We start from the raw sequence: 20,058 nt of genomic DNA, 5'->3' as shown, positions 1-20,058 counted from the left end.
TATTTCCTGAGTCTAACTCATGTATGTGTTTGGATAAACACGTACTTGAGCTAGACTCTTTTTTTTGCATAACTCTTCAAAAATTCCTAGGATGGCGAGACTTCTTGCTAGCTGTGCGGCTGAAAGTTTCCCAATGTGATGATGGAGTTTCATTTCACAAGGCTGTTTTCGTATACTTTGTTGCTTTTTAATACTTTGGAAAAAGCACTATATAAAGTCTAGTGGCATCTTTTCTTTAGAATAGTACTATTTATGCAATGAAAACACTGTTTCTAACAGAGAAATACGTCAATTAGCAACAATCATTCAGAAAAGAGCCTTTCACAAAGGACTAAAAAACATTATTGAGCTTTAACATAACCTTGTTTTAAAGATTACTTTGTGAAAGCTTTTGCTTATAGGAAAGAACCATCAATTGAATGATTCGAGCCATAAACTTTGAAAGAACCTTAAAAAGTGACTATGTTATGAAATTATTAAAATATAAAGTTGACAAGTATGGATCGATCCATTATTTTTGTACTAAGGAAACTTTTTTAGTTTGATAAACAAAAAGTGATATAAACTAAAACATTGGCACATATCCTACATATAGATCATAAACTACTTTTGTTATAGGTTCTGTTAACTAAACAGCCTGAACAATTTCTAAAACAAGGGATATTTATTTGTCGTAGCTTAGGACATGTGACGCTTGTTTAGAGATTGAAAACCAATGAATACTTAAACATTTTAAGTGGGGGTCTATTCTACAAGCGGAAAGAGAATTTGATTGAAACAGAAATCGATACTAAAAGTTTAACAATTAGCCTTGTAAAAAGAGACAGATTTATTGTCTATCTAGTACAGTTCACACCTTAAAAAATAGCTATGTTAATGACCAAAGTGGATAAATAAGTCTAGTTATCTATCCTGTAAGTAGACTATTCAACAAAAAACTAACAAAGCTAAATAAAAATGAGTGGAGGAATTAGAGATGAAAAAATGGTTAACGAGTGTAGTTGTAGCAATAGTTGCAATAGGGCTTTTGGCAGGATGTAATAGTGAGGATACAACAACTGAAGATTTAGATGAAATCAATGTTACAGCTACAACAGGTCAAGTTGCAGATGTTGTCAAAAATGTAGGCGGAGATAAGGTAAAAGTGGAGTCATTAATGGGACCTGGTGTTGATCCTCATCTTTATCAAGCTTCACAAGGAGATATTAAAAAATTAGATGAAGCAGATATTATCTTTTATAATGGCCTTCATTTAGAAGGGAAAATGGATACCATCTTTCAAAAGATGTCAAAAGATAAACCAACTGTTGCAGTAGGTGATTCTGTCCCAGAAGAAATGTTATTAGGAGCAGATGATTCAGATGCTCATGATCCACATATTTGGTTTGATATTCAAGCATGGATTGTTGTTGTTGATGCTGTTGAACAGGAACTTTCTAAGCTATCTCCAGATCATAAGGAGCTTTTTAAGGAAAATGCTACAAACTACAAGAAAGAGCTAGAAGAGTTGGATGAGTATGCAAAGAAACAAATCCAGACAATTCCTGATGAAAGTCGTGTGTTAGTTACTGCTCATGATGCGTTTAAATACTTTGGTCACGCTTATGGCTTAGAGGTTATGGGATTACAGGGGCTGAGCACGGATTCTGACTATGGCTTGAGAGATGTTCAAGTTTTAGTAGATACCTTGGTCGATCGGAAGATAAAAGCTGTATTTGTAGAAAGTAGTATTTCAGAAAATTCTATTAGTGCTGTAGTCGAAGGTGCTCAAAAACAAAATCATGATGTAGTCATTGGTGGGGAACTTTTCTCTGACGCAATGGGTAAAGATGGCACTGAAGAAGGAACGTATCTTGGGATGTTTAAACATAATGTTGACACAATTGTTGGGTCTCTTAAATAAGTTAAATATATATTTACAAATGTATAAATATAAAGCTTTAGAGAAATTGCATTTTCTACTAAAGCTTTATGTTATCCAAAGACCAATTCTAAGTAATTTGTTGCATTGATTTAATTTATACCATAGCGATCAGGATATTTAAGTTCTGTGACGTTAATATAAGTTCGATTTTAATGCAATAATTTTACTGAAACAGAGTCTTCACTAAACAGAAAATAAGGTTGGTGTTTATAGATGTTTCCTGTCCAAGTTGAGAATTTAACAATCGCATATCATCAAAAGCCTGTTCTTCAGGAGGTAAGTTTTGAAGTTCCAGAAGGAAAGTTAATTGGCATTATTGGTCCGAATGGCGCAGGTAAATCAACGTTAATTAAAGGTATCCTGGGATTGATTCCTTCTGCTTCTGGTGAGGTAAAGATCTATGGAAATGACTACAAAAAAAGTCGGAAGCGAGTGGGTTATGTACCGCAAAGAGGATCAGTTGATTGGGATTTCCCAACAAATGCACTAGATGTAGTTCTGATGGGAAGGTATGGTCATGTTGGTTGGTTTAAACGACCTAGCAAAAAGGATGTAGAATTTGCAAGAGATTGTCTAAATAAAGTAGGTATGCTTGAATATGAAAATCGACAAATTAGTCAATTATCAGGTGGTCAACAGCAGCGAGTATTTTTAGCGAGAGCATTAGCTCAAGATGCTGATGTGTATTTTATGGATGAACCTTTTGTTGGTGTTGATGCTGCAACTGAGAAAGCGATTATTGCTCTTCTTAATGAATTAAAAGCAAAAGGAAAAACAGTACTTGTTGTTCATCATGATTTACAAACTGTTGATGAATATTTTGATTGGGTGCTGCTGTTGAATATGAGAACAGTTGCCTTTGGAACAACAAAAGAAACATTTACAATAGATAATTTACAAAAAACTTATGGTGGGAAATTAACGTTTTTACAAGATAAATCCCTGTTAGTTGATGAAAAAAATAGTTAAGGCTATAAAGTTTTTTTAAAAAAATCCTCAAAGGATGTGGAGTTCCTTCACATCTGCTTCATAAAAAAAATAGGAGTGAAGCAAAATGATTGAATCCATATTATTACAACTACAAAACCCTAATACACAATGGGTTTTACTAGGAACAATGCTTCTTGGAATAACTAGTGGTGTTGTTGGAAGTTTTACCTTATTAAGAAAGCAAAGTTTAATTGGAGATGCGATGGCACATGCTGCATTGCCAGGTGTATGTATTGCCTTTCTCATATATGGATCAAAGTCGCTTATCTGGTTTTTAGTTGGTGCTGCGATAGCAGCATTAATCTCTTCTTTTATTATTCAAATGATTATTAATCATTCAAGGATAAAAGAAGACTCAGCATTGGGAATTATTATTTCAGTCTTCTTTGGTTTTGGCATTGTGTTATTAACCTATATTCAACACAATGGTTCAGGAAATCAAAGTGGGTTAGATGATTTTATCTTTGGTCAGGCAGCTTCTATGGTAGGAGCAGATGTCCAACTAATCTCGATTATCTCTTTCATTTTATTAGTGATCACTGCGATCTTTTATAAAGAATTTAAATTATTAACCTTTGATCCTCAGTTTGCCAAAGGTCTTGGGATTCCTGTTAGTTTCTTTAATGGATTGCTATTAATGCTCATCGTTTGCTCAGTGGTCATAGGATTACAAACAGTTGGGGTAGTTTTGATGGCAGCCATGTTAATCACTCCTGCCATTAGTGCACGTTATTGGACAGATAAACTGAGTTATATGATCATTATATCTGGATTAATTGGTGGATTATCAGGTGTAGCAGGGACTTTATTAAGCACAATTATGAAGGGCATGGCTACAGGACCTCTTATCATTATTGCTGCAACAATTATGTTTTTACTTTCTCTAATATTTGCACCAAATCGAGGATTACTGGCTAAAGCAGTGAAACAAATATCTTTGCGTAAAAAAACAGCTGTAGATCAAGTGCTTCTTAGTATATATGATATTGCAGAAGGTGGAAATTTACGAGGAATTACTGATGAAGAAATTCTACAGAAAAGAAAGGTACCACTTCGTCTTTTTCAACATTCTAACAATGAATTAAATAAAAAAGGTTTTATTAAAAAAGAAGAAAATAATACGTGGATGCTGACAGATAAAGGGATTGAAGCAGGATATGAACTTGTCTTACGACAACGATTGTTTGAAATGTATTTAATGCATGAAATGGAATTTGCACATTTAGAATTAAAAACACGTGATGATCTTAATCTCCAAAATATTTCAAAGGAAACAAAAGAACAACTTTTGAAATTATTACGCACACACAACAGATCACCACTTTTAATACCAAGATCAGCTAACATTAGTAATAGGAGGCTGATGGTGTAATGTCATATGATGCATGGATAATCGTTACTGGTTCGTTAGTGGGCATTACTTGTGCCATGATAGGATGTTTCCTAGTGTTGAGAAAGATGGCCATGCTTGCTGACGCTATATCACACACTGTTTTGTTAGGAATTGTCGGTGGCTATTTGGTAAGTCGCAGCTTAGATGGGCCTGCGTTACTGATTGGGGCCGTTGTCGTTGGTCTTTTAACAGCATTGCTAGTTCAAGTGTTAAATGGAAAAGGAGTTCAAGCAGACGCAGCTATTGGTATAGTGTTCACTTCTTTATTTGCGGTTGGTGTTGTTTTGCTATCTCTTTTTGCAGGCAATATCCACTTAGATGTAGATCACGCCTTAATGGGGGAAATTACGTTTATACCATGGGATACTGTAGAGATGTTTGGGATGGATTTAGGTCCTAAAGCAGTATGGCTACTTTCATTTGTATTTCTTGTAAACCTACTGATCATCATCTTTTTTTATAAAGAATTTAAGATTAGCTCTTTTGATCCAGAAATGGCGGTAGCAATAGGAATTCCTGTTTTATTCATCCATTACCTACAGATGGGAATGCTTTCTATTACTACTGTTGCTTCCTTTGACAGTGTTGGAGCGATTTTAGTTGTTGCGATGTTAATTGTTCCTGCTTCAACAGCTTATTTATTAACAGATAAACTCCTGAATATGTTGTTTATAAGTGCGGGGATAGGTGTGTTTTCCGCCATTTCAGGGTATTATGTTGCTACATTATTAAATGTGTCTATTGCAGGTGCGATGGCGTCATCAACAGGGGTACTTTTTGCTTTAGCCTTCTTGTTTTCGCCAAAGCATGGAATCATTGCTAAAAAACAAGCACAGAAAAAACTTAGAAAAACAACATCTACTACTTCAACCACAACAACAATGTAGTTTAACAAAGGCTCTTTTCTGAACGATTGTTGCTATGTAACCAAAATTTGGAGTAAAAACAGAGTTTTTCCACTATAAGGGTACTATTTTATGAAGAAAAGATGCCGCTAGACTTTATATCGTGCTGTTTCCAACAAGTATTAAAAAGCAACAAAGTATACGAAAACAGCTTTAACAAAAGAGGCAAACTCTAATTATGAGTTCGCCTCTTTTGTTTATTCCATTAACCCATATTCAACGGCTCTATTAGCAACAAGTTGATCTACATCATGTGGAAGATCATCTAAAGAACCAAATTCATAATCCCAAATGTTTGTAAATGAATCAACAAACATTGGAAATGAATCAGCACTAGAGTTTTTTACATCATTACGAAACGCTTCGATTAAATCTTCTCTCATCATGATTCCCCCTTAAAATTTACTATAGTAGCATTTGTTATAACTGTGAAAAATATTTATGCTTTGAATATTATAAAGCTGAATATTCATTTTCAGCACTTAGCTAGAGGTGAATATATGACTTAGGTAAGTGGTTCTAGGAAGAAGTTGTTTTAATCTCATGAAATCGAATGTATGGTACGAAAATCAACAATGAAGTTTAACAAAGCCAAGAAATTACTAGTTAAGATTCATTTTGCTTTAAATAGCGTTTATCTTTCATAAATAATTTCCAAAAGTAAATAAAGCCAGGAAAAAGGATTAAAAAGCCTACAAGATAAGTAATAATTAACGTTCTAAACGTATTAGGATGTGTAAACCCAGACAGGATTGTCACATCAGGGTAAATCATATATGGAAGATGTGCTCTACCATAGGCCAAGCTTGCCAATAAATATTGAATCGTCACAGCAACTACTGCTAAACGAGGTCTTCCTATTGCAAGCTTATGCTTTTTAGACGGTAGAAACATAGCTGCTCCAGCAATAACAAAAAAGGAAACAGAGCCAATTAAGAAAGGTGTATATTCAAGCATATTTGTGTAAAGCCAATTTGCTTCTGTTTTTAATGTGAACATGATCAAAAATGCCATGAGCAAAGAAATTGGACCAAGTATGATGGCATCACGACGATAGACGCGATATGCTTCCGGTTCACCAGCCACATTAGAATAATCAGCAAGTAATAAGGAGGAAAGAAAAAGGGTACTGCTTATGGCAAAAGCCATGAAAGCATAGATATTAGGACTTGTAAACATAGCTCCAAATTGAAGTTGATGTACTCCATTAACAACTTCGATATATTCACCATGTGTGATTGGTAGAACAAGCATAAGCAAAGCGGGAATAATAAATCCTGAAATTCCAGAAACATATGTTAATGCTTTTTCATAATCTTTTGCTACATGCGAAAATACTAAAAATCCACTTCGTAATGCAAGAAGTATTAAAATAAAACTTCCAGGTAAAAGCAAGACGGTTCCTAGGATGAAAGTTGCTCCTGGAAAAAAACTGACTAATGCTATAACAATGGCTACTATAAATACATTTGTAACCTCCCATGTAGGAGAAAGGTAGCGGTTCGCAATATTTGTTGCATTTGTTTTTTCTTTATTAATATAAATCATTGACCAAAATCCTGCGCCAAAATCCATTGTTGCCATAACGGCATAGATGAACACAAAGCCCCATAGAACTGTTATAGCTAGTAATGAATCTGCTGTCATGATGATTCACCCTTTTCTCATATTAGTAAATACTTACGCTATTGTTGTTTGGTACACCACCATCAAGTTCGTCTTCAACAGGATGTCTTTTAAAGTAATATTTTAAGACAGCTAAAACAGCTATACCTAAAATGAGGTAAATGAGAGAAAACAGGATAAATAATAAGCCAATTTGAGTAGATCCTGTGACAACATCCTCTGTAGCTAATATTCGATAGATCACCCAAGGTTGTCTACCAGTACACGCAAATATCCAACCAAATTCAATTGATAATATCGATAAAGGACCTGCTAAAACAAACGCATACATAAAAAGTTTGGGGAAATGTTGTTTTTTTAATAACTTGTACCATGCAAACCCAGCAATTGACAAAAAGATTAAAAAGCTTCCAATCAGGACCATGGCATTAAATAATGTGTGAACAAACAATGGAGGCCAATATTCTTCTGGAAAATCATTTAAGCCAACAACAACAGTATCAAAGCTATTTCCTGCTAAGAAACTAAGAGCCCACGGAATTTCAATTCCATATTTAATTTCTTGTGATTCACGATCTGTAAAACCTCCGATGGCTAGAGGTGCATAATCTTGTGTTTCGAAAAGTCCTTCAGCAGCTGCAAGCTTTTCTGGTTGATATTCATGTAACATTTGTGCTGATTCATGACCATTAATAGCCGTTAGAAAAGAAAAAATCCCTCCAATGACAAGGCTAAGAATCAAAGCTTTTCGATGGAATTGATATACGCGTTCGTTTTTTCTACTTTTTAACATTTTAAATGCAGCAATTGTACTAATCATAAAAGCGCCTGTCATATATGCGGAAACAGCGACATGTGCAGCGGAAATAAAAAAGCTAGGATTAAAAAATGCTGCCCATGGATCAACATCTGTAATTTCACCGTTATCTATCCGAAATCCAGCAGGTGTTCCTTCAAAGGCATGTACATTTGTAATTAAGACAGCTGAGGCACTAGCACCTAGAAGCACTAGTGATACACTTATAATTCTCATTTTAGGAGAAATTCGATCAGCAGCGTAAACATAAATAGACATAAACAAAGCTTCAATAAAGAAAGCATAAATTTCAATCTGAAATGGTAGAGCCATTACCTTTCCAATTACCTCCATGAAACCAGGCCATAATAAAGCAAGTTGGACACCGGCAATAGTTCCTGTGGGAATGGCAACACCCAGAAGTACTGCCTGACCCTTAGTCCAACGTCTTGCCATAATTGCATAGTCCTGATCCTTTGTTTTTTGAAAAAGGAGCTCTGCACAAAGTATCATTAATGGAAGACCAACACCCAATGTAGCAAAGATAATGTGAAATCCCATCGTTGTTCCAAACAATGATCGTGCCAATACTAAATCATCCATCAAGATCCGCCTTTCTTTTCCTTCCTTGTCTTAAACAACCATAGTGTCCACTATTTTCTAAATAATATTCTTATAAAAAATGATTGATTGGGAGATGTGATTCTTTAGTGAATGAAGGAGGGAGGTGTTTAGAAACATTGGCTTTTTCATATCCACGATTGTAATGAATAGTAAGACGGCTGATTTCAGCATTGTGATCCTGTAACACATAATTGATGTAATAAAAAAAGATGAGCATCGTTTCTGCTCATCTTTTTAGCTATTAATTTAATGCTTGCTCTAAAGTTTTTAAGTTTCTAGACATTAGACTGAAATAATCTTCGTTGTTTTTTGAATCTTCTTCTGTAATCGATTCTAGATTATTTAAAGTAAGAGCTTCAGCACCTATTTCTGTTTGAACAATATCAGTCACATTACTGCTTACATTTGTTTCGAAAATTATATACTTAATGTCATGTTCTTTTGCTGTTTCTATGATGTTCTGTAATTCTTTTTGAGAAGGCTCTTCTGTTGGTGAAAGTCCTAAAACACTAATTTGTTCAATACCATATCTTGTTTCCCAGTAACCATAAGCTGCATGTGACACAAGTATTTCTTTTTTATTAGAATTAGCAACTAATTCCTCAAAAGAGTGATCTAATTCTTCAAGTTGTGTTTTTAAATCTTGGAAATTATCTTCAAATGTATCTTTTCCAGATGGATCTATCTCGATTAGAGCATTTTTAATATTTTCAGCTAGTTGGATAGCTAGGATTGGATCTAACCAAACATGGGGATCTAAGTCACCGTGATTATGTTCAGCTTCTTCATTAGCATGCTCATCTTCATGTGCGGCTTCTTCGTCGGCATGTTCATCGTCGTGTGTGTCTTCTTCGTCAGCATGCTCATCTTCATGTGCAGCTTCTTCCCCCAAGTGTTCGATATCTGAAAGTTCAATACCTTCACCGGCATTTATAAATGCTACATCTTCTTTTTGAAGGGATTTTTGTACTTTTTCAGCGAAGCTTTCAATGCCTACACCGGAATAAATAAAACCATCAGACTTGGCAATGTCAACCATTGTTTTTGTTGTTGGCTCATATGTGTGACCATCAACTCCTGGTGGTAACACACTTTCAACCTCAATTAAATCGCCACCTATTTTTTTTGTGAAGTCTTCAAGTGGGAAAATCGTTGTATAGACTTTGATTTTGTTAGATTCAGTTTCTTTCTCAGAGTTACTATTCGTAGACTGTTGATTATCTGAATTACATGCAACTAATAAAACAGACATAAGAAAGATAAAGCTTGAAAATAATATTCGATTTTTCATTTTTTCTCCTTTCAACAAATCAGTATGATTACGATTAAGACTAACTTATTATATCTTAATCATTCCGATTTGAGAACCAAATTTTTAAAAAATTGATTGATTTAAAATGTACTATAAAATTCAGCAAGAAATGAACGCTCTCTGAGATTGGTCCAAGACCTAACAGTGATTCTCAATGTATCACTGTTTTCTAAATTTTATGAGTGTTGAAGAATTAAATAGTAATAATTACGATTTGTACAATTGATATAATACCTGATTAATAGTTAAAATACAAGAGTTATGATATATTTATTTAATAAGCTTTGTTAAACTTTGTTGTTGATTTTCCTTATAGGTATTACTTTCGTTGAGGAAGTAAAGAGTGTATCTAAGTTGGCGCTTTATCTATTCAGACCAAATGAACAGAGGATAAAAAATCAACATTGAGTTTTAACATAGAAAATAAAATAGTGGAGGATTCAGAAATGAGAATTGTTGAAGAAATTTTAGTTCATAATGAAAAATTTGTAACTGATAAAGAGTTCGAAAAGTTTGAGACGACAAAATTTCCGGAGAAGAAGCTTGTTATCTTATCCTGTATGGACACTAGATTAGTGGAACTATTACCACAGGCAATGAACTTTAAGAATGGTGATGTTAAAATCGTTAAAAGTGCTGGTGCTATTGTTGCTCATCCATTTGGTAGTATCATGCGCAGTATATTAGTGGCTGTTTATGAATTAAATGCTGATGAAATTTGTGTTGTTGGTCATCATGATTGTGGGATGAGTAAACTTAATGCAGAATCCTTTTTATCAAAAGCGACGGAAAAAGGAATTTCACAAGAAAAAATTGATGTATTAAAATATTCTGGTGTAGATTTACATAAATGGCTAGAAGGTTTTGATAAGGTTGAAGATAGTGTTCGAGACAGTGTTGATAAAATAAAAAACCATCCACTTTTAGCAGAAAACATTCCAGTACACGGTCTTGTGATCGATCCTGCAACAGGTAAGCTAGATGTTGTAGTGAATGGTTACGAATAATATTTGTTTTTTTATTTTTACTCTTGATCTCGATTCTTTTTTTCAGGAACGGGATCAAAACCACCTGGATGAAATGGATGACATTTAGTAATTCGTAGAAATGTGAGATAAAATCCTTTCCAAAAACCGAAACGCCTAAATGCTTCTAATCCATAATGTGAGCATGTAGGGTAAAAGCGGCAGGTGGGCGGTGTTAATGGAGAGATGAATTTCTGATAAAAGCGAATAAGAGCTATAAAGACATGTTTCATTACAGTACCTTCTTTTATTTTGAATTTTTTCAATATTCCTTTTTATTAGCTATTTACATTAATGCATCTAAAATCGATCGTTATTGTTACTCTTATCTATCATACTAAAAATAGATCTATATGCGCTATTTTTAGACTTACCTTAGATAATGAAATTGTAGAAACAATTATTAATTAGGAGTGAAATAAATGCCTTCAGTAGAAAGTTTTGATTTAGATCATAACGCAGTTAAAGCTCCTTATGTTCGTCACTGTGGAGTTCATAAGGTTGGTAGTGATGGGGAAGTTAACAAATTTGATATTCGCTTTTGTCAGCCAAATAAACAAGCAATGAAACCAGATACAATACACACGCTTGAACATCTGTTGGCATTTAATATTCGCGAACATGCTGAAAAGTATGACCATTTTGAGATTATTGATATTTCACCAATGGGATGCCAAACAGGGTATTATTTAGTTGTAAGTGGAAACCCAGAAGTAACAGAAATTATTGATTTACTAGAAGATACATTAAAAGCAGCTGTTGAAATAACAGAAATACCAGCTGCAAATGAAAAACAATGCGGACAAGCAAAGTTACATGATCTTGAAGGAGCAAAAAGATTAATGCGCTTTTGGCTTGAACAAGATAAAGAAGATTTAGCAAAAGTTTTTGGATAAAATGAATAGTTATTTCTAAAAAAGAGGCAATTGATTTTTAATCAATTGCCTCTTTTGCTATTTGAAGCTGTTTTACTCACTCAAGTTGGTTGAAATCAAGTAATTCAAAAAGTTAATCGTTCAACTTTCGTAGATAATCATTCAACTTTTGCGGATAATCGTTCAACTTTTGCAGATAATCGTTCAACTTTCATAGATAATCATTCAACTTTCATAAACAATCCATCAACTGACAACTTTCGACAAATTTAACGCAGAAGAATTATTAAGTTTTCATCCAATAAAAAGCCACAAATCATAATTTGATTTGTGGCTTTTTAATAATTAAGCTTATTTACGATAACTTAAACTAGCAATTGCATCATGTAAATGAATCGATTCTTCGTTACGGCAATTAACAGTAAAGGCTTGGACGAATGAAAGTTCATATAAATCTGCAGCTACTAGTCTTACCATATCCTCAACAAATCGGGGATTTTCATAAGCAGTTTCTGTAACCATTTTTTCATCTGGACGTTTAAGAACTGGGTGAATCATTGCACTAGCATTTGTTTCAGCTGCTTCTAATAATGCAGCTTTCCAATCTATTTCTTCATGATAGTCTTCTGTAAACTCGATATCCATTGTAATAAATCCACGCTGGTTATGGGCACTATATTCACTAATTTCTTTAGAACATGGACAAAGAGTTGTAACTGCACATGTTAATGAAGCAGCTGTTGTAAAACCAACAGATTCTTCATACGTTACAGAAATCGTAGCTTCAGCATGATTTAGACCAATTAACTCAGAGCTTGGTCCTTTTCTTTCATAAAACCAAGGGAATGTTACTTCGATACTAGCGTCTTTTTGTTTTAATCGTGCGGCTAGCTCTTTTGTGAAGTCATATAGGTTTTTAATAGAAAGGACAAATCCTCCATTTTGGCGATATTGTTCAAGCTGCTCTGTAAATCTACTCATATTCGTACCTTTTGAATCATGAGAGATTTTACTAGTCATTTTAAAACTAGCAATAGTTGTTTGTTGTTTTGGACTTAAATCAGATTCTATAATAATTGGGTGTTTTACATTGCTAATTCCAACAGCATCTATAGTAAAAAGAAAATCTTTTTTAGAGTTTTGTAAATCTGGCATTTGGTCTTTTTCTGTAGGCTTTAATTTTTCGCCCGGCTCAACTGAACCAAATAGAAGATGACGTTCTTTTTTTGGTGGTAAGTTTATCTTTCTTGTCATAATGTTCTCCCTCCACTTACTCGATATTGAGAGTATACTTTAATATGATAGATAACTTCAACGATTATCTCTTTCCAATGTGTTGATATTTGTAGATGTTGGTAAAATTGTGTTAAAAAATTGAAATGTATTAAAAAAAACAGTTTGAATATGATAGTCATAATCTAGTACTAAAACTAGTATGATGTAGTACAAGATGAATTAAAAAGATAGGAGAAAAATAGATGAATAAATCGATATCACCCTTTTTAAGAGAGTTTATAGGACTAGGATTACTAGGGTTGTTTTTCTATTTGTTTTTATTTGTTGATTTCGAGGATATTTCGTTAAATATCCCTTCTGAATTTTTGACTGTTAATACAATGTTTTTAAGTATTTTACTAGAAGCTATTCCGTTTATTATATTGGGAGTATTTGTTTCAGCTCTCATTCAAACCTTTGTTTCAGAAGACTTCATTAAACGTACCTTACCAAAGAATGCAATTGTTGCGATTTTACCAGCTGCCCTTCTCGGAGCACTATTTCCAATCTGTGAATGTGCAATTGTACCAATTGTTAGACGATTAATGAAAAAAGGAATGCCATTACATTTAGGAGTTGTTTTTCTAGTAGGGGCACCAATCTTAAATCCCGTCGTGTTTGCATCTACTTATTATGCGTTTGGTTCACAACATTATATTGCTTATTCAAGAATAGGGCTAGCTTTTGTTCTTTCAATCGTCATAGGATTTATTATTTATCTTATTTTTAGAAAACAACAAGATCAGTTAAAGTGGACAAAAGAAGATTTAGTAACCACAACACCTGATGATGAAAAAGAAAAAGTAGGTAAGATAAAATCAACTATTTTTCATGCCAGTGATGAATTTTTTGAAATGGGAAAATTTCTAATTATTGGTGCGTTTATTGCTAGCCTGTTTCAAACGTTTTTAGATCGAACACTTTTAACAGAGATCGGTTCGAGTGTTTTGTTATCACCAGCTGTTATGATGGCATTTGGGTATATTTTATCTTTATGCTCAGAAGCAGATGCTTTTGTTGCTGCTTCATTTGGGAGTTCGTTTACTGCAGGTTCACTTTTAGCATTTTTAGTTTACGGACCGATGCTTGATTTAAAAAATACTATTATGCTTTTTGCTTTCTTTAAAGCTAGATTTGTGCTGATTTTTATAGTCGTCGTAACAATTGTTGTTTATGCAAGTATTATTATTTATCAACAACTCTTATTGTAAAGGGAGGTTAACCAGAGTGGAAAACCAAAATAGTCACTATCGGTTTCATATCTATATTAGAGGGATTATTTTAATCGGGTTTACATTATTAATGATCAAATTAGTTGTCACAGGTAACATGCTCTATTTTATTGCCCCAAAGATGATGCCGTTTATCTATTTTGCAATCATTGTATTTTTGTTGCTAGGTGTGATTCAAATTTGGAGAAGTGGTTCAAAGAAAAGGGCAGAGTTATATTGTGATTGTGGTGTAGATCATACAAGTTCAAGTTCTCCTATAAAAACAATTCTTATTTATTCTCTTTTTGTATTCCCAGTTATTACTGGCTTTCTGTTTCCCGAAGTTGTGTTAGATAGCTCAGTTGTGGCGAAAAGAGGCTTTAAATCAATGGCTGTAAACGAGGAAAAAGCTAAAGGAAATGAAGAAGAAGTAAATGAAGCTGAGGAATATTTAAAGGATCCTGAAGCATATATGAGCGAGCTTGAAGAAAGTGTTGGGGATAAGGTGGCACAATCATCAAATATTCCTGACGTTCCTTTAGAACATCCAGAAGGATTTGAAATCCAAGAGCAGCCTGAGGAATTTTATGCTCAATTAAAAGCAGAGATGCTTGAAATGGAAACAATTGTGTTTACAGAGGAAAATTATATTGCTATGACAACCATCCTTGATCAAGATCCAGAGAAATTTGCGGGGAAAACTGTTGAATTAACAGGTTTTATTTTTAGAGAAGAAGATTTCGAAGAAAATCAATTTGTCATCGCGAGATTTGGGTTATCTTGTTGTGTAGCAGATGCCTCTGTTTTTGGAACTCTTGCAACACTACCTGATGCGAAGCAATATGGTGATGATCAGTGGATCAAGTTAAGGGGGACATTAACAACGACCGCTTATCAAGATTGGACTCTTCCATCGATTACAGTCTCATTCATTGAAACCGTTGAACAACCGAAAACTCCATATGTTTATGAGTCTTATTAATTAGGAAAGGAATGACAAGATCAGTCATTCCTTTCATTTTGTTCAAATGATCTGTCTTCCGAATGATCTTGATCATTTGCCTTTTCATCAGGCTTTTTAACAGGATCCACTGTATGTTTGTATTGATAAGCTTTACTGGTTGTAAGAACACTTAGTACTAAAACAATCATGACAATGATAATGGATATTATAAAAACGACTTTCATCTCTATGTCTCCTTTTTTCCTATACTTATTATGGTCTCCATTCTTAATCTAAACACACCTATACATTACATCCTTCGATTCTTCTATCTTATCATGAGTATATTAATTACTGTTTAAAAAGTATGCGATAAAAAAGAGTGTTTTGTAACAAACTATATAGGGTAAAGAATAATAGAAGATAAAGGAGGAATTTATCATGTCAGAAAAATTAATAGCAACAGTAAATAAGCAGGTTGCGAACTGGACTGTACTTTATGTAAAACTACATAATTATCATTGGTTTGTAAAAGGGAAAAACTTCTTTACTTTACATGAAAAATTTGAAGAATTTTATAATGAAGCAAATGTTCACATTGATGAATTAGCTGAACGTCTTCTAGCACTTGAAGGAAAACCAGTTGCTACAATGAAAGAGTGTTTGGAATTGACATCTGTTAACGAAGCTAAAGGTAATGAAACAGCTGAAGAAATGGTGCAAAATGTATATGACGACTTTAGCTTATTAGCAGACGAGCTTAAGGAAGGTATGGATTTAGCAGCAGAAGTAGGAGATGAAACAACTGGTGATATGTTATTGGCTATTCACCAAGGACTCGAAAAGCATAATTGGATGTTAAAGTCTTTCTTAGGTAAATAAGATACTGTATGAAGCGGGTGAGATGATCAATCTCTCACCCGCTTTTTTATCGTTAGGAAATGATAAATTCATGCATATTTATAAGCGCGTTTCATTCCGATTTTGATCTTGAATTCATGATATTGAAACGAATTTTTTAATCACACATTAAATACAACGTGGAGGGAGGAAATGGTCGACAATATGGAGCGTTAACAAAGCTATATTTAAATAAATTTAAATCCTAGAGTTCTCTTTCACCTAGTTCTTCAGATATTTTATCAGAAATATATGGAGCAACTATTTCTTGTAATTCAGAACTTGTCATACTTTGCATCCATTCTAGAATTTGATTTTTGTTAGTTTGCCGAAGTATTGATTGAACATAAGCTAAGACATCTTCTTCATCTGCTCGAAACCTACTAATTTCTTCATTAATAAATGAATTGTAGTCCATCTTCTTCATTCCTCCGATTTACGTACATTTTTTCGTATTGATACTATATTTTCTGCGATCATTTAAGGAAATATTCCAATTATAACTTCGTGCATAATTCAAATACTATAAGCAAACGATAAAAAAAGGATGTAGTGAAGGAGTTGTCTTTATGGAGAATGGAAAAAAGACTTATTATATAAATGTTGGAAGTGGTGAAATATCTCAGCTGAGTACAGCATCAACATGGCATTTTAAAATAGAAGCAACTGATGATGAAATTATTACGTTAAGAGAATATTTTGATCAAGTATATTCTTCAGACATACAAGGTTTCCTTCGGTCACATACCCCTTATGTTCAATACCATTATGATCGTGAAAACGATGCAATAGATGAGACTAACAAAAAAATATATAACATGATCTATGAGCTTGGTGATGAAGAGGCAAAAAACCATATACGCACTCAAGGATTAATCTCTAGAATAGACGAGCAAGAATAAACCTTATACAGAGCTTGAACATTGTGATAAGATTTTATTAGATTAGGAAGAAGATTGAGGGATTAATTATGTACCGATTTATTGATTTTTATCACAATGAAGTCACATTATCTTTTGAGAGTTATCCATTTTCAAATGATCCTAAACATGTTTGGGTTGTTTGTCGATATGGTGATCAATGGTTATTAACAGAGCATTCTGACCGTGGTTACGAGTTTCCTGGTGGTAAGGTTGAATTAGGTGAAACGGCCGATGAAGCTGCAATTAGAGAGGTTAAAGAAGAAACAGGCGGGGTTGTTAAAGAATTAACGTATATAGGTCAATATCGAGTTCAAGGGAAAGAAAAGGTGATCGTGAAAAATATATATTATGCTACGATTCAGCTTCTTGAAAAACAAGAACAATATTTTGAAACATATGGACCTGTGTTACTTAAAGAAATACCTCAAAACATCAAATCTGATAAAAAATATAGTTTTATTATGAAGGACGATGTTTTACAACGCAGTTTAGTAGAGATTAATAAAAAGTGGAACATTTAATTAGCTGTATTTTACACTTTGTTGCTACTAAACAACTTCAAGTAAACAGCACTTTATCAAGCATGGTGGCATCTTTTCTTATTAGAATAGTACTTATTATGCAATGAGAACAATGTTTAAACTGCAATATTAGGGCAATTAGCAACAATCTTTCAGAAAAGAGCTCTTAATAAAAAGAGGCCATCACTTTATACCCTCAAAGAAAAGTTGAGGGTATGTGATGTTAACCTCTTTTTTCTGTTTTAACAAGTCTTTTTTCCAACAATTCTACCCCTTTATACATAATTGTTGCAAAAAAGGCGATGATGATTAAACTAAGTAGCACTAACGTAAAATTAAAAACTTGAAAACCATATATAATCATGTAACCTAGACCATTTGCCGAAACAAGGAATTCTCCGACGATAACACCTACCCATGATAACCCAACATTAACTTTTAATGTTGATACAATCGTTGGATATGAGGCAGGGAGAACAACTTCCTTGAAAATTTGAGTTTTCTTCGCATCGAATGTATGAAGAACCTTAATGTAATTGAAATCCACCTCTCTAAAGGCAGTGTAAACGACAATGGTTGTGATGATAACAGAAATAATGGTTCCCATTGCGATAATGGATACAAAACCAGGTCCTAACGCTACAATTAAAATAGGTCCAAGAGCTACTTTGGGCATAGCATTTAAGATAACAAGATAAGGATCTAAAATTTTTGATAATCTAAATGACCACCACAATATCGCAGCAAGCATTGCCCCGAGTAGTGTACCTAAAATAAATCCTAATACAGTTTCAAATAATGTTACTCCAATATGCGAAAGTAAAGTACCATCACTTAATTTCGTGATTAGTAGGTTCCATATCTTCGATGGAGAACTAAAAAGCAATGGATCAATCCACGCTTTTTGTCCTGCAATTTCCCACAATCCAAAAAAACTAATGAAGATTAAAATTTGATAAAATCGAACCCAGTATTTTTCACGGTCTAAACCACGTTTATATTGCTTATGAAGGAGATCAATGGCTTCAGTTTGTTTCATATTGGTCAACCTCCTTCCAAATTTGTTGAAAGAGTGTTGTATATAGAGGGTGTTGTCTTGCTTTAAATGGTGTGAGCTCCCTTATTTCCGTTGGCACTAGATATGTTCTATTTACTTTTCCTGGGCTCGCGGAGAATACAAAAATTCGATCACTCATTGCAATCGCCTCACCGATATCATGTGTTACTAAAAGAGCGGTTTTTTTGTATTCTTTTAAAGTTTGAACAACTAAATCCTCTAATTTTAATTTTGTTTGATAATCTAATGCAGAAAATGGCTCATCAAGTAATAGAATCTTTGGGTTTGTTGCTAGTGTCCTAACTAAAGCAGCTCTTTGTCTCATCCCTCCGGATAATTGACTAGGGTACTGTTTTTCTACATTATCTAAACCCATATCCTTCAACATTCTTAAAGTTTTCTCAATCGTCACAGGATTTTTTTGACCGGTAATTTTTAAACCTAAAGTGACATTTTCATCAATTGTTTTCCAAGGAAATAAATAATCTTGCTGCAGCATATAACCAATCATCGTATCTGGTTTTGTAATTTGTTTATCAGCTATCTTTACTACTCCCTCAATCGGTTTAATTAAACCTGCAATAATTGACAATAGAGTTGTTTTTCCACAACCACTAGGGCCGAGAAAGGAAACAAACTCTCCTTCCTCTACTGCAAGATGAACATCCTCTAATGCTACAGTTGCTGATTCCTTTGTTAAATAAATATGATGGATATTTTCAACTGTTAAAAATGACATAGGTGCTCCTCCCTATTTTTCAATCACATCTTCGGCGAAAGTTGTATTAACAAGTGTGTTATAATCAATTCGTTTCGGTAGTTCTCCAGCCTCATCCATTATATTCTGTAGATTGTTCCACTCTTCTTCGTCTAGAATGGGATCAGTTGCAAAAGAGCCTTGTTCTTTGTAACGCTCAACAACTGTTTCAATTAGTTCGATGTCGGTGTCTTCAAACTGAGGAGAAATCGATTTAGCTATTTCTGAGATATCCTTTTCCTCGACCCATTGTTGTGCTTTATAAATAGCAGCTGTGAATTTTTTTGCCGTTTCTTCATTTTCTGTTAGAAAGCTATCTTTACTCATAAATGTGGTGTATGGAATTTTCCCAGATTCACTTCCGAAAGAAGCGACAATATGTCCTGTTCCTTCTTTTTCAAAAATACTAGCAGTTGGTTCAAACAGTTGAACAAAATCACCAGTACCAGAAGCAAAGGCACTCGGAATATTAGCGAAGTCAACATTTTGAATAAGCTCTAAATCACTTTGTGGATCAATATTATGTTTCTTTAAAACAAATTCTCCAGCCATTTGAGGCATGCCGCCTTTTCGTTGACCTAAGAATGTACTACCCTTTAACTGATCCCACTCAAAATTATCGATTTTCTCGCGACTAACTAGAAAAGTGCCATCAGTCTGTGTTAATTGCGCAAAGTTAATAATAGGGTCACTAGAACCTTGAGCTTCAACATAAATGGATGTTTCAGATCCAACGAGGGCAATATCTGCACCGTCTGATAGAAGAGCAGTCATTGTCTTATCTCCACCCCAAGTTGTTGTTAATTCTACTTCAAGTCCTTCTTCTTCAAAAAAACCCTCCGCCATAGCTACATATAAAGGGGCGTAAAAAATAGAATGTGTGACTTCTGCTAGTTTAATTTTTTCTACCTTGTTTTGATTGCAAGCTGAAAGGGGTAGAACAACAAGAAGAGTTACACATAATATAAACAACCATTTTTTCATTACCTTAACCTCCTAGA

Annotated in this window: 22 protein-coding genes; 11 read left to right on the top strand and 11 right to left on the bottom strand. The window is 33.9% G+C overall.

The genetic code is table 11. The features are described 5' to 3' along the window. The first annotated feature begins 976 nt into the window (after positions 1–976). The 4 genes from LC076_RS16865 to LC076_RS16850 all read left to right on the top strand — a co-directional run bounded on the left by LC076_RS16865 (position 977) and on the right by LC076_RS16850 (position 5,194). Complete coding sequence (locus LC076_RS16865) at positions 977–1,903, top strand: metal ABC transporter solute-binding protein, Zn/Mn family (protein WP_226670278.1); 927 nt, start codon at positions 977–979, stop codon at positions 1,901–1,903. A 234-nt stretch (positions 1,904–2,137) separates the two neighbouring features. Then, positions 2,138–2,893, top strand: coding sequence for a metal ABC transporter ATP-binding protein (locus LC076_RS16860; protein WP_226670277.1), 756 nt, complete (start codon positions 2,138–2,140; stop codon positions 2,891–2,893). Positions 2,894–2,978: 85 nt separating this feature from the next. Continuing rightward, complete coding sequence (locus LC076_RS16855; protein WP_226670276.1) at positions 2,979–4,286, top strand: metal ABC transporter permease; 1,308 nt, start codon at positions 2,979–2,981, stop codon at positions 4,284–4,286. After that, complete coding sequence (locus LC076_RS16850; RefSeq protein WP_226670275.1) at positions 4,286–5,194, top strand: metal ABC transporter permease; 909 nt, start codon at positions 4,286–4,288, stop codon at positions 5,192–5,194. The genes LC076_RS16855 and LC076_RS16850 overlap by 1 nt, the downstream gene beginning before the upstream one ends. Before the next feature lie 215 nt (positions 5,195–5,409). Here the strand turns inward: LC076_RS16850 and LC076_RS16845 are convergent, their stop codons facing one another. The 4 genes from LC076_RS16845 to LC076_RS16830 form a co-directional block, all read right to left on the bottom strand. Next, positions 5,410–5,595: a hypothetical protein gene (locus LC076_RS16845; RefSeq protein ID WP_226670274.1), complete on the bottom strand. Its 186-nt coding sequence runs from the start codon at positions 5,593–5,595 to the stop codon at positions 5,410–5,412. 223 nt (positions 5,596–5,818) lie between these two features. Further along, positions 5,819–6,859 (bottom strand): cytochrome d ubiquinol oxidase subunit II, encoded by a 1,041-nt coding sequence (locus LC076_RS16840; protein WP_226670273.1) that lies wholly within the window; start codon positions 6,857–6,859, stop codon positions 5,819–5,821. A 22-nt stretch (positions 6,860–6,881) separates the two neighbouring features. Further along, a complete protein-coding gene (locus LC076_RS16835; RefSeq protein ID WP_226670272.1) occupies positions 6,882–8,237 on the bottom strand; it encodes a cytochrome ubiquinol oxidase subunit I in 1,356 nt (451 codons plus the stop codon). 262 nt (positions 8,238–8,499) lie between these two features. After that, positions 8,500–9,549 carry a metal ABC transporter solute-binding protein, Zn/Mn family gene (locus LC076_RS16830; protein ID WP_226670271.1) on the bottom strand — a complete coding sequence of 350 codons (1,050 nt, stop codon included), beginning with the start codon at positions 9,547–9,549 and terminating at the stop codon, positions 8,500–8,502. Between the two features lie 467 nt (positions 9,550–10,016). Between LC076_RS16830 and LC076_RS16825 the strand changes: the two genes are divergently transcribed. Continuing rightward, on the top strand, positions 10,017–10,577 hold the full coding sequence (locus tag LC076_RS16825) for a beta-class carbonic anhydrase (protein ID WP_226670270.1): 561 nt from the start codon (positions 10,017–10,019) through the stop codon (positions 10,575–10,577). A gap of 17 nt (positions 10,578–10,594) precedes the next feature. On the opposite strand, the gene yidD is transcribed toward LC076_RS16825, so the two are convergent. Continuing rightward, on the bottom strand, positions 10,595–10,828 hold the full coding sequence (gene yidD, locus LC076_RS16820; RefSeq protein ID WP_226670269.1) for a membrane protein insertion efficiency factor YidD: 234 nt from the start codon (positions 10,826–10,828) through the stop codon (positions 10,595–10,597). Between the two features lie 189 nt (positions 10,829–11,017). Between yidD and LC076_RS16815 the strand changes: the two genes are divergently transcribed. Then, entirely contained in the window at positions 11,018–11,491 is a 474-nt protein-coding gene (locus tag LC076_RS16815; protein ID WP_226670268.1) for an S-ribosylhomocysteine lyase, read from the top strand. Between the two features lie 330 nt (positions 11,492–11,821). On the opposite strand, the gene folE2 is transcribed toward LC076_RS16815, so the two are convergent. Next, positions 11,822–12,724 carry a GTP cyclohydrolase FolE2 gene (gene folE2, locus LC076_RS16810; RefSeq protein ID WP_226670267.1) on the bottom strand — a complete coding sequence of 301 codons (903 nt, stop codon included), beginning with the start codon at positions 12,722–12,724 and terminating at the stop codon, positions 11,822–11,824. A gap of 224 nt (positions 12,725–12,948) precedes the next feature. Here folE2 and LC076_RS16805 point away from each other — a divergent pair, with 224 nt between their 5' ends. Continuing rightward, positions 12,949–13,956 (top strand): permease, encoded by a 1,008-nt coding sequence (locus tag LC076_RS16805; RefSeq protein WP_226670266.1) that lies wholly within the window; start codon positions 12,949–12,951, stop codon positions 13,954–13,956. A gap of 16 nt (positions 13,957–13,972) precedes the next feature. After that, on the top strand, positions 13,973–14,938 hold the full coding sequence (locus LC076_RS16800; protein WP_226670265.1) for a TIGR03943 family putative permease subunit: 966 nt from the start codon (positions 13,973–13,975) through the stop codon (positions 14,936–14,938). Positions 14,939–14,958: 20 nt separating this feature from the next. On the opposite strand, the gene ytzI is transcribed toward LC076_RS16800, so the two are convergent. Beyond that, on the bottom strand, positions 14,959–15,144 hold the full coding sequence (gene ytzI, locus LC076_RS16795; protein ID WP_226670264.1) for a YtzI protein: 186 nt from the start codon (positions 15,142–15,144) through the stop codon (positions 14,959–14,961). 196 nt (positions 15,145–15,340) lie between these two features. Between ytzI and LC076_RS16790 the strand changes: the two genes are divergently transcribed. After that, positions 15,341–15,781, top strand: coding sequence for a Dps family protein (locus tag LC076_RS16790; protein WP_226670263.1), 441 nt, complete (start codon positions 15,341–15,343; stop codon positions 15,779–15,781). A 223-nt stretch (positions 15,782–16,004) separates the two neighbouring features. On the opposite strand, the gene LC076_RS16785 is transcribed toward LC076_RS16790, so the two are convergent. Beyond that, the gene (locus tag LC076_RS16785) at positions 16,005–16,217 is read right to left on the bottom strand and encodes a hypothetical protein (RefSeq protein ID WP_226670262.1); all 213 of its coding nucleotides are present in this window, start codon (positions 16,215–16,217) and stop codon (positions 16,005–16,007) included. 151 nt (positions 16,218–16,368) lie between these two features. On the opposite strand from LC076_RS16785, the gene LC076_RS16780 reads away from it, so the two are divergent. Then, positions 16,369–16,701: a hydrolase gene (locus LC076_RS16780; RefSeq protein ID WP_226670261.1), complete on the top strand. Its 333-nt coding sequence runs from the start codon at positions 16,369–16,371 to the stop codon at positions 16,699–16,701. A gap of 68 nt (positions 16,702–16,769) precedes the next feature. Next, complete coding sequence (gene ytkD, locus LC076_RS16775; RefSeq protein ID WP_226670260.1) at positions 16,770–17,243, top strand: RNA deprotection pyrophosphohydrolase; 474 nt, start codon at positions 16,770–16,772, stop codon at positions 17,241–17,243. A gap of 223 nt (positions 17,244–17,466) precedes the next feature. Here the strand turns inward: ytkD and LC076_RS16770 are convergent, their stop codons facing one another. The 3 genes from LC076_RS16770 to LC076_RS16760 are packed head-to-tail and all read right to left on the bottom strand — an operon-like array spanning position 17,467 to position 20,041. Continuing rightward, positions 17,467–18,291: an ABC transporter permease gene (locus LC076_RS16770; RefSeq protein ID WP_226670259.1), complete on the bottom strand. Its 825-nt coding sequence runs from the start codon at positions 18,289–18,291 to the stop codon at positions 17,467–17,469. Beyond that, positions 18,269–19,039 carry an ABC transporter ATP-binding protein gene (locus tag LC076_RS16765; protein WP_226670258.1) on the bottom strand — a complete coding sequence of 257 codons (771 nt, stop codon included), beginning with the start codon at positions 19,037–19,039 and terminating at the stop codon, positions 18,269–18,271. The genes LC076_RS16770 and LC076_RS16765 overlap by 23 nt, the downstream gene beginning before the upstream one ends. Positions 19,040–19,051: 12 nt before the next feature. Beyond that, positions 19,052–20,041: an ABC transporter substrate-binding protein gene (locus tag LC076_RS16760; RefSeq protein WP_226670257.1), complete on the bottom strand. Its 990-nt coding sequence runs from the start codon at positions 20,039–20,041 to the stop codon at positions 19,052–19,054. Positions 20,042–20,058: the final 17 nt, after the last annotated feature.

Source organism: Metabacillus litoralis (genome assembly GCF_020524045.1).
GTDB classification, from domain to species: domain Bacteria; phylum Bacillota; class Bacilli; order Bacillales; family Bacillaceae; genus Metabacillus; species Metabacillus litoralis_C.
Note: the sequence above shows the minus strand (reverse complement) of the source record. Positions and strands in the feature narration are given on the sequence as shown.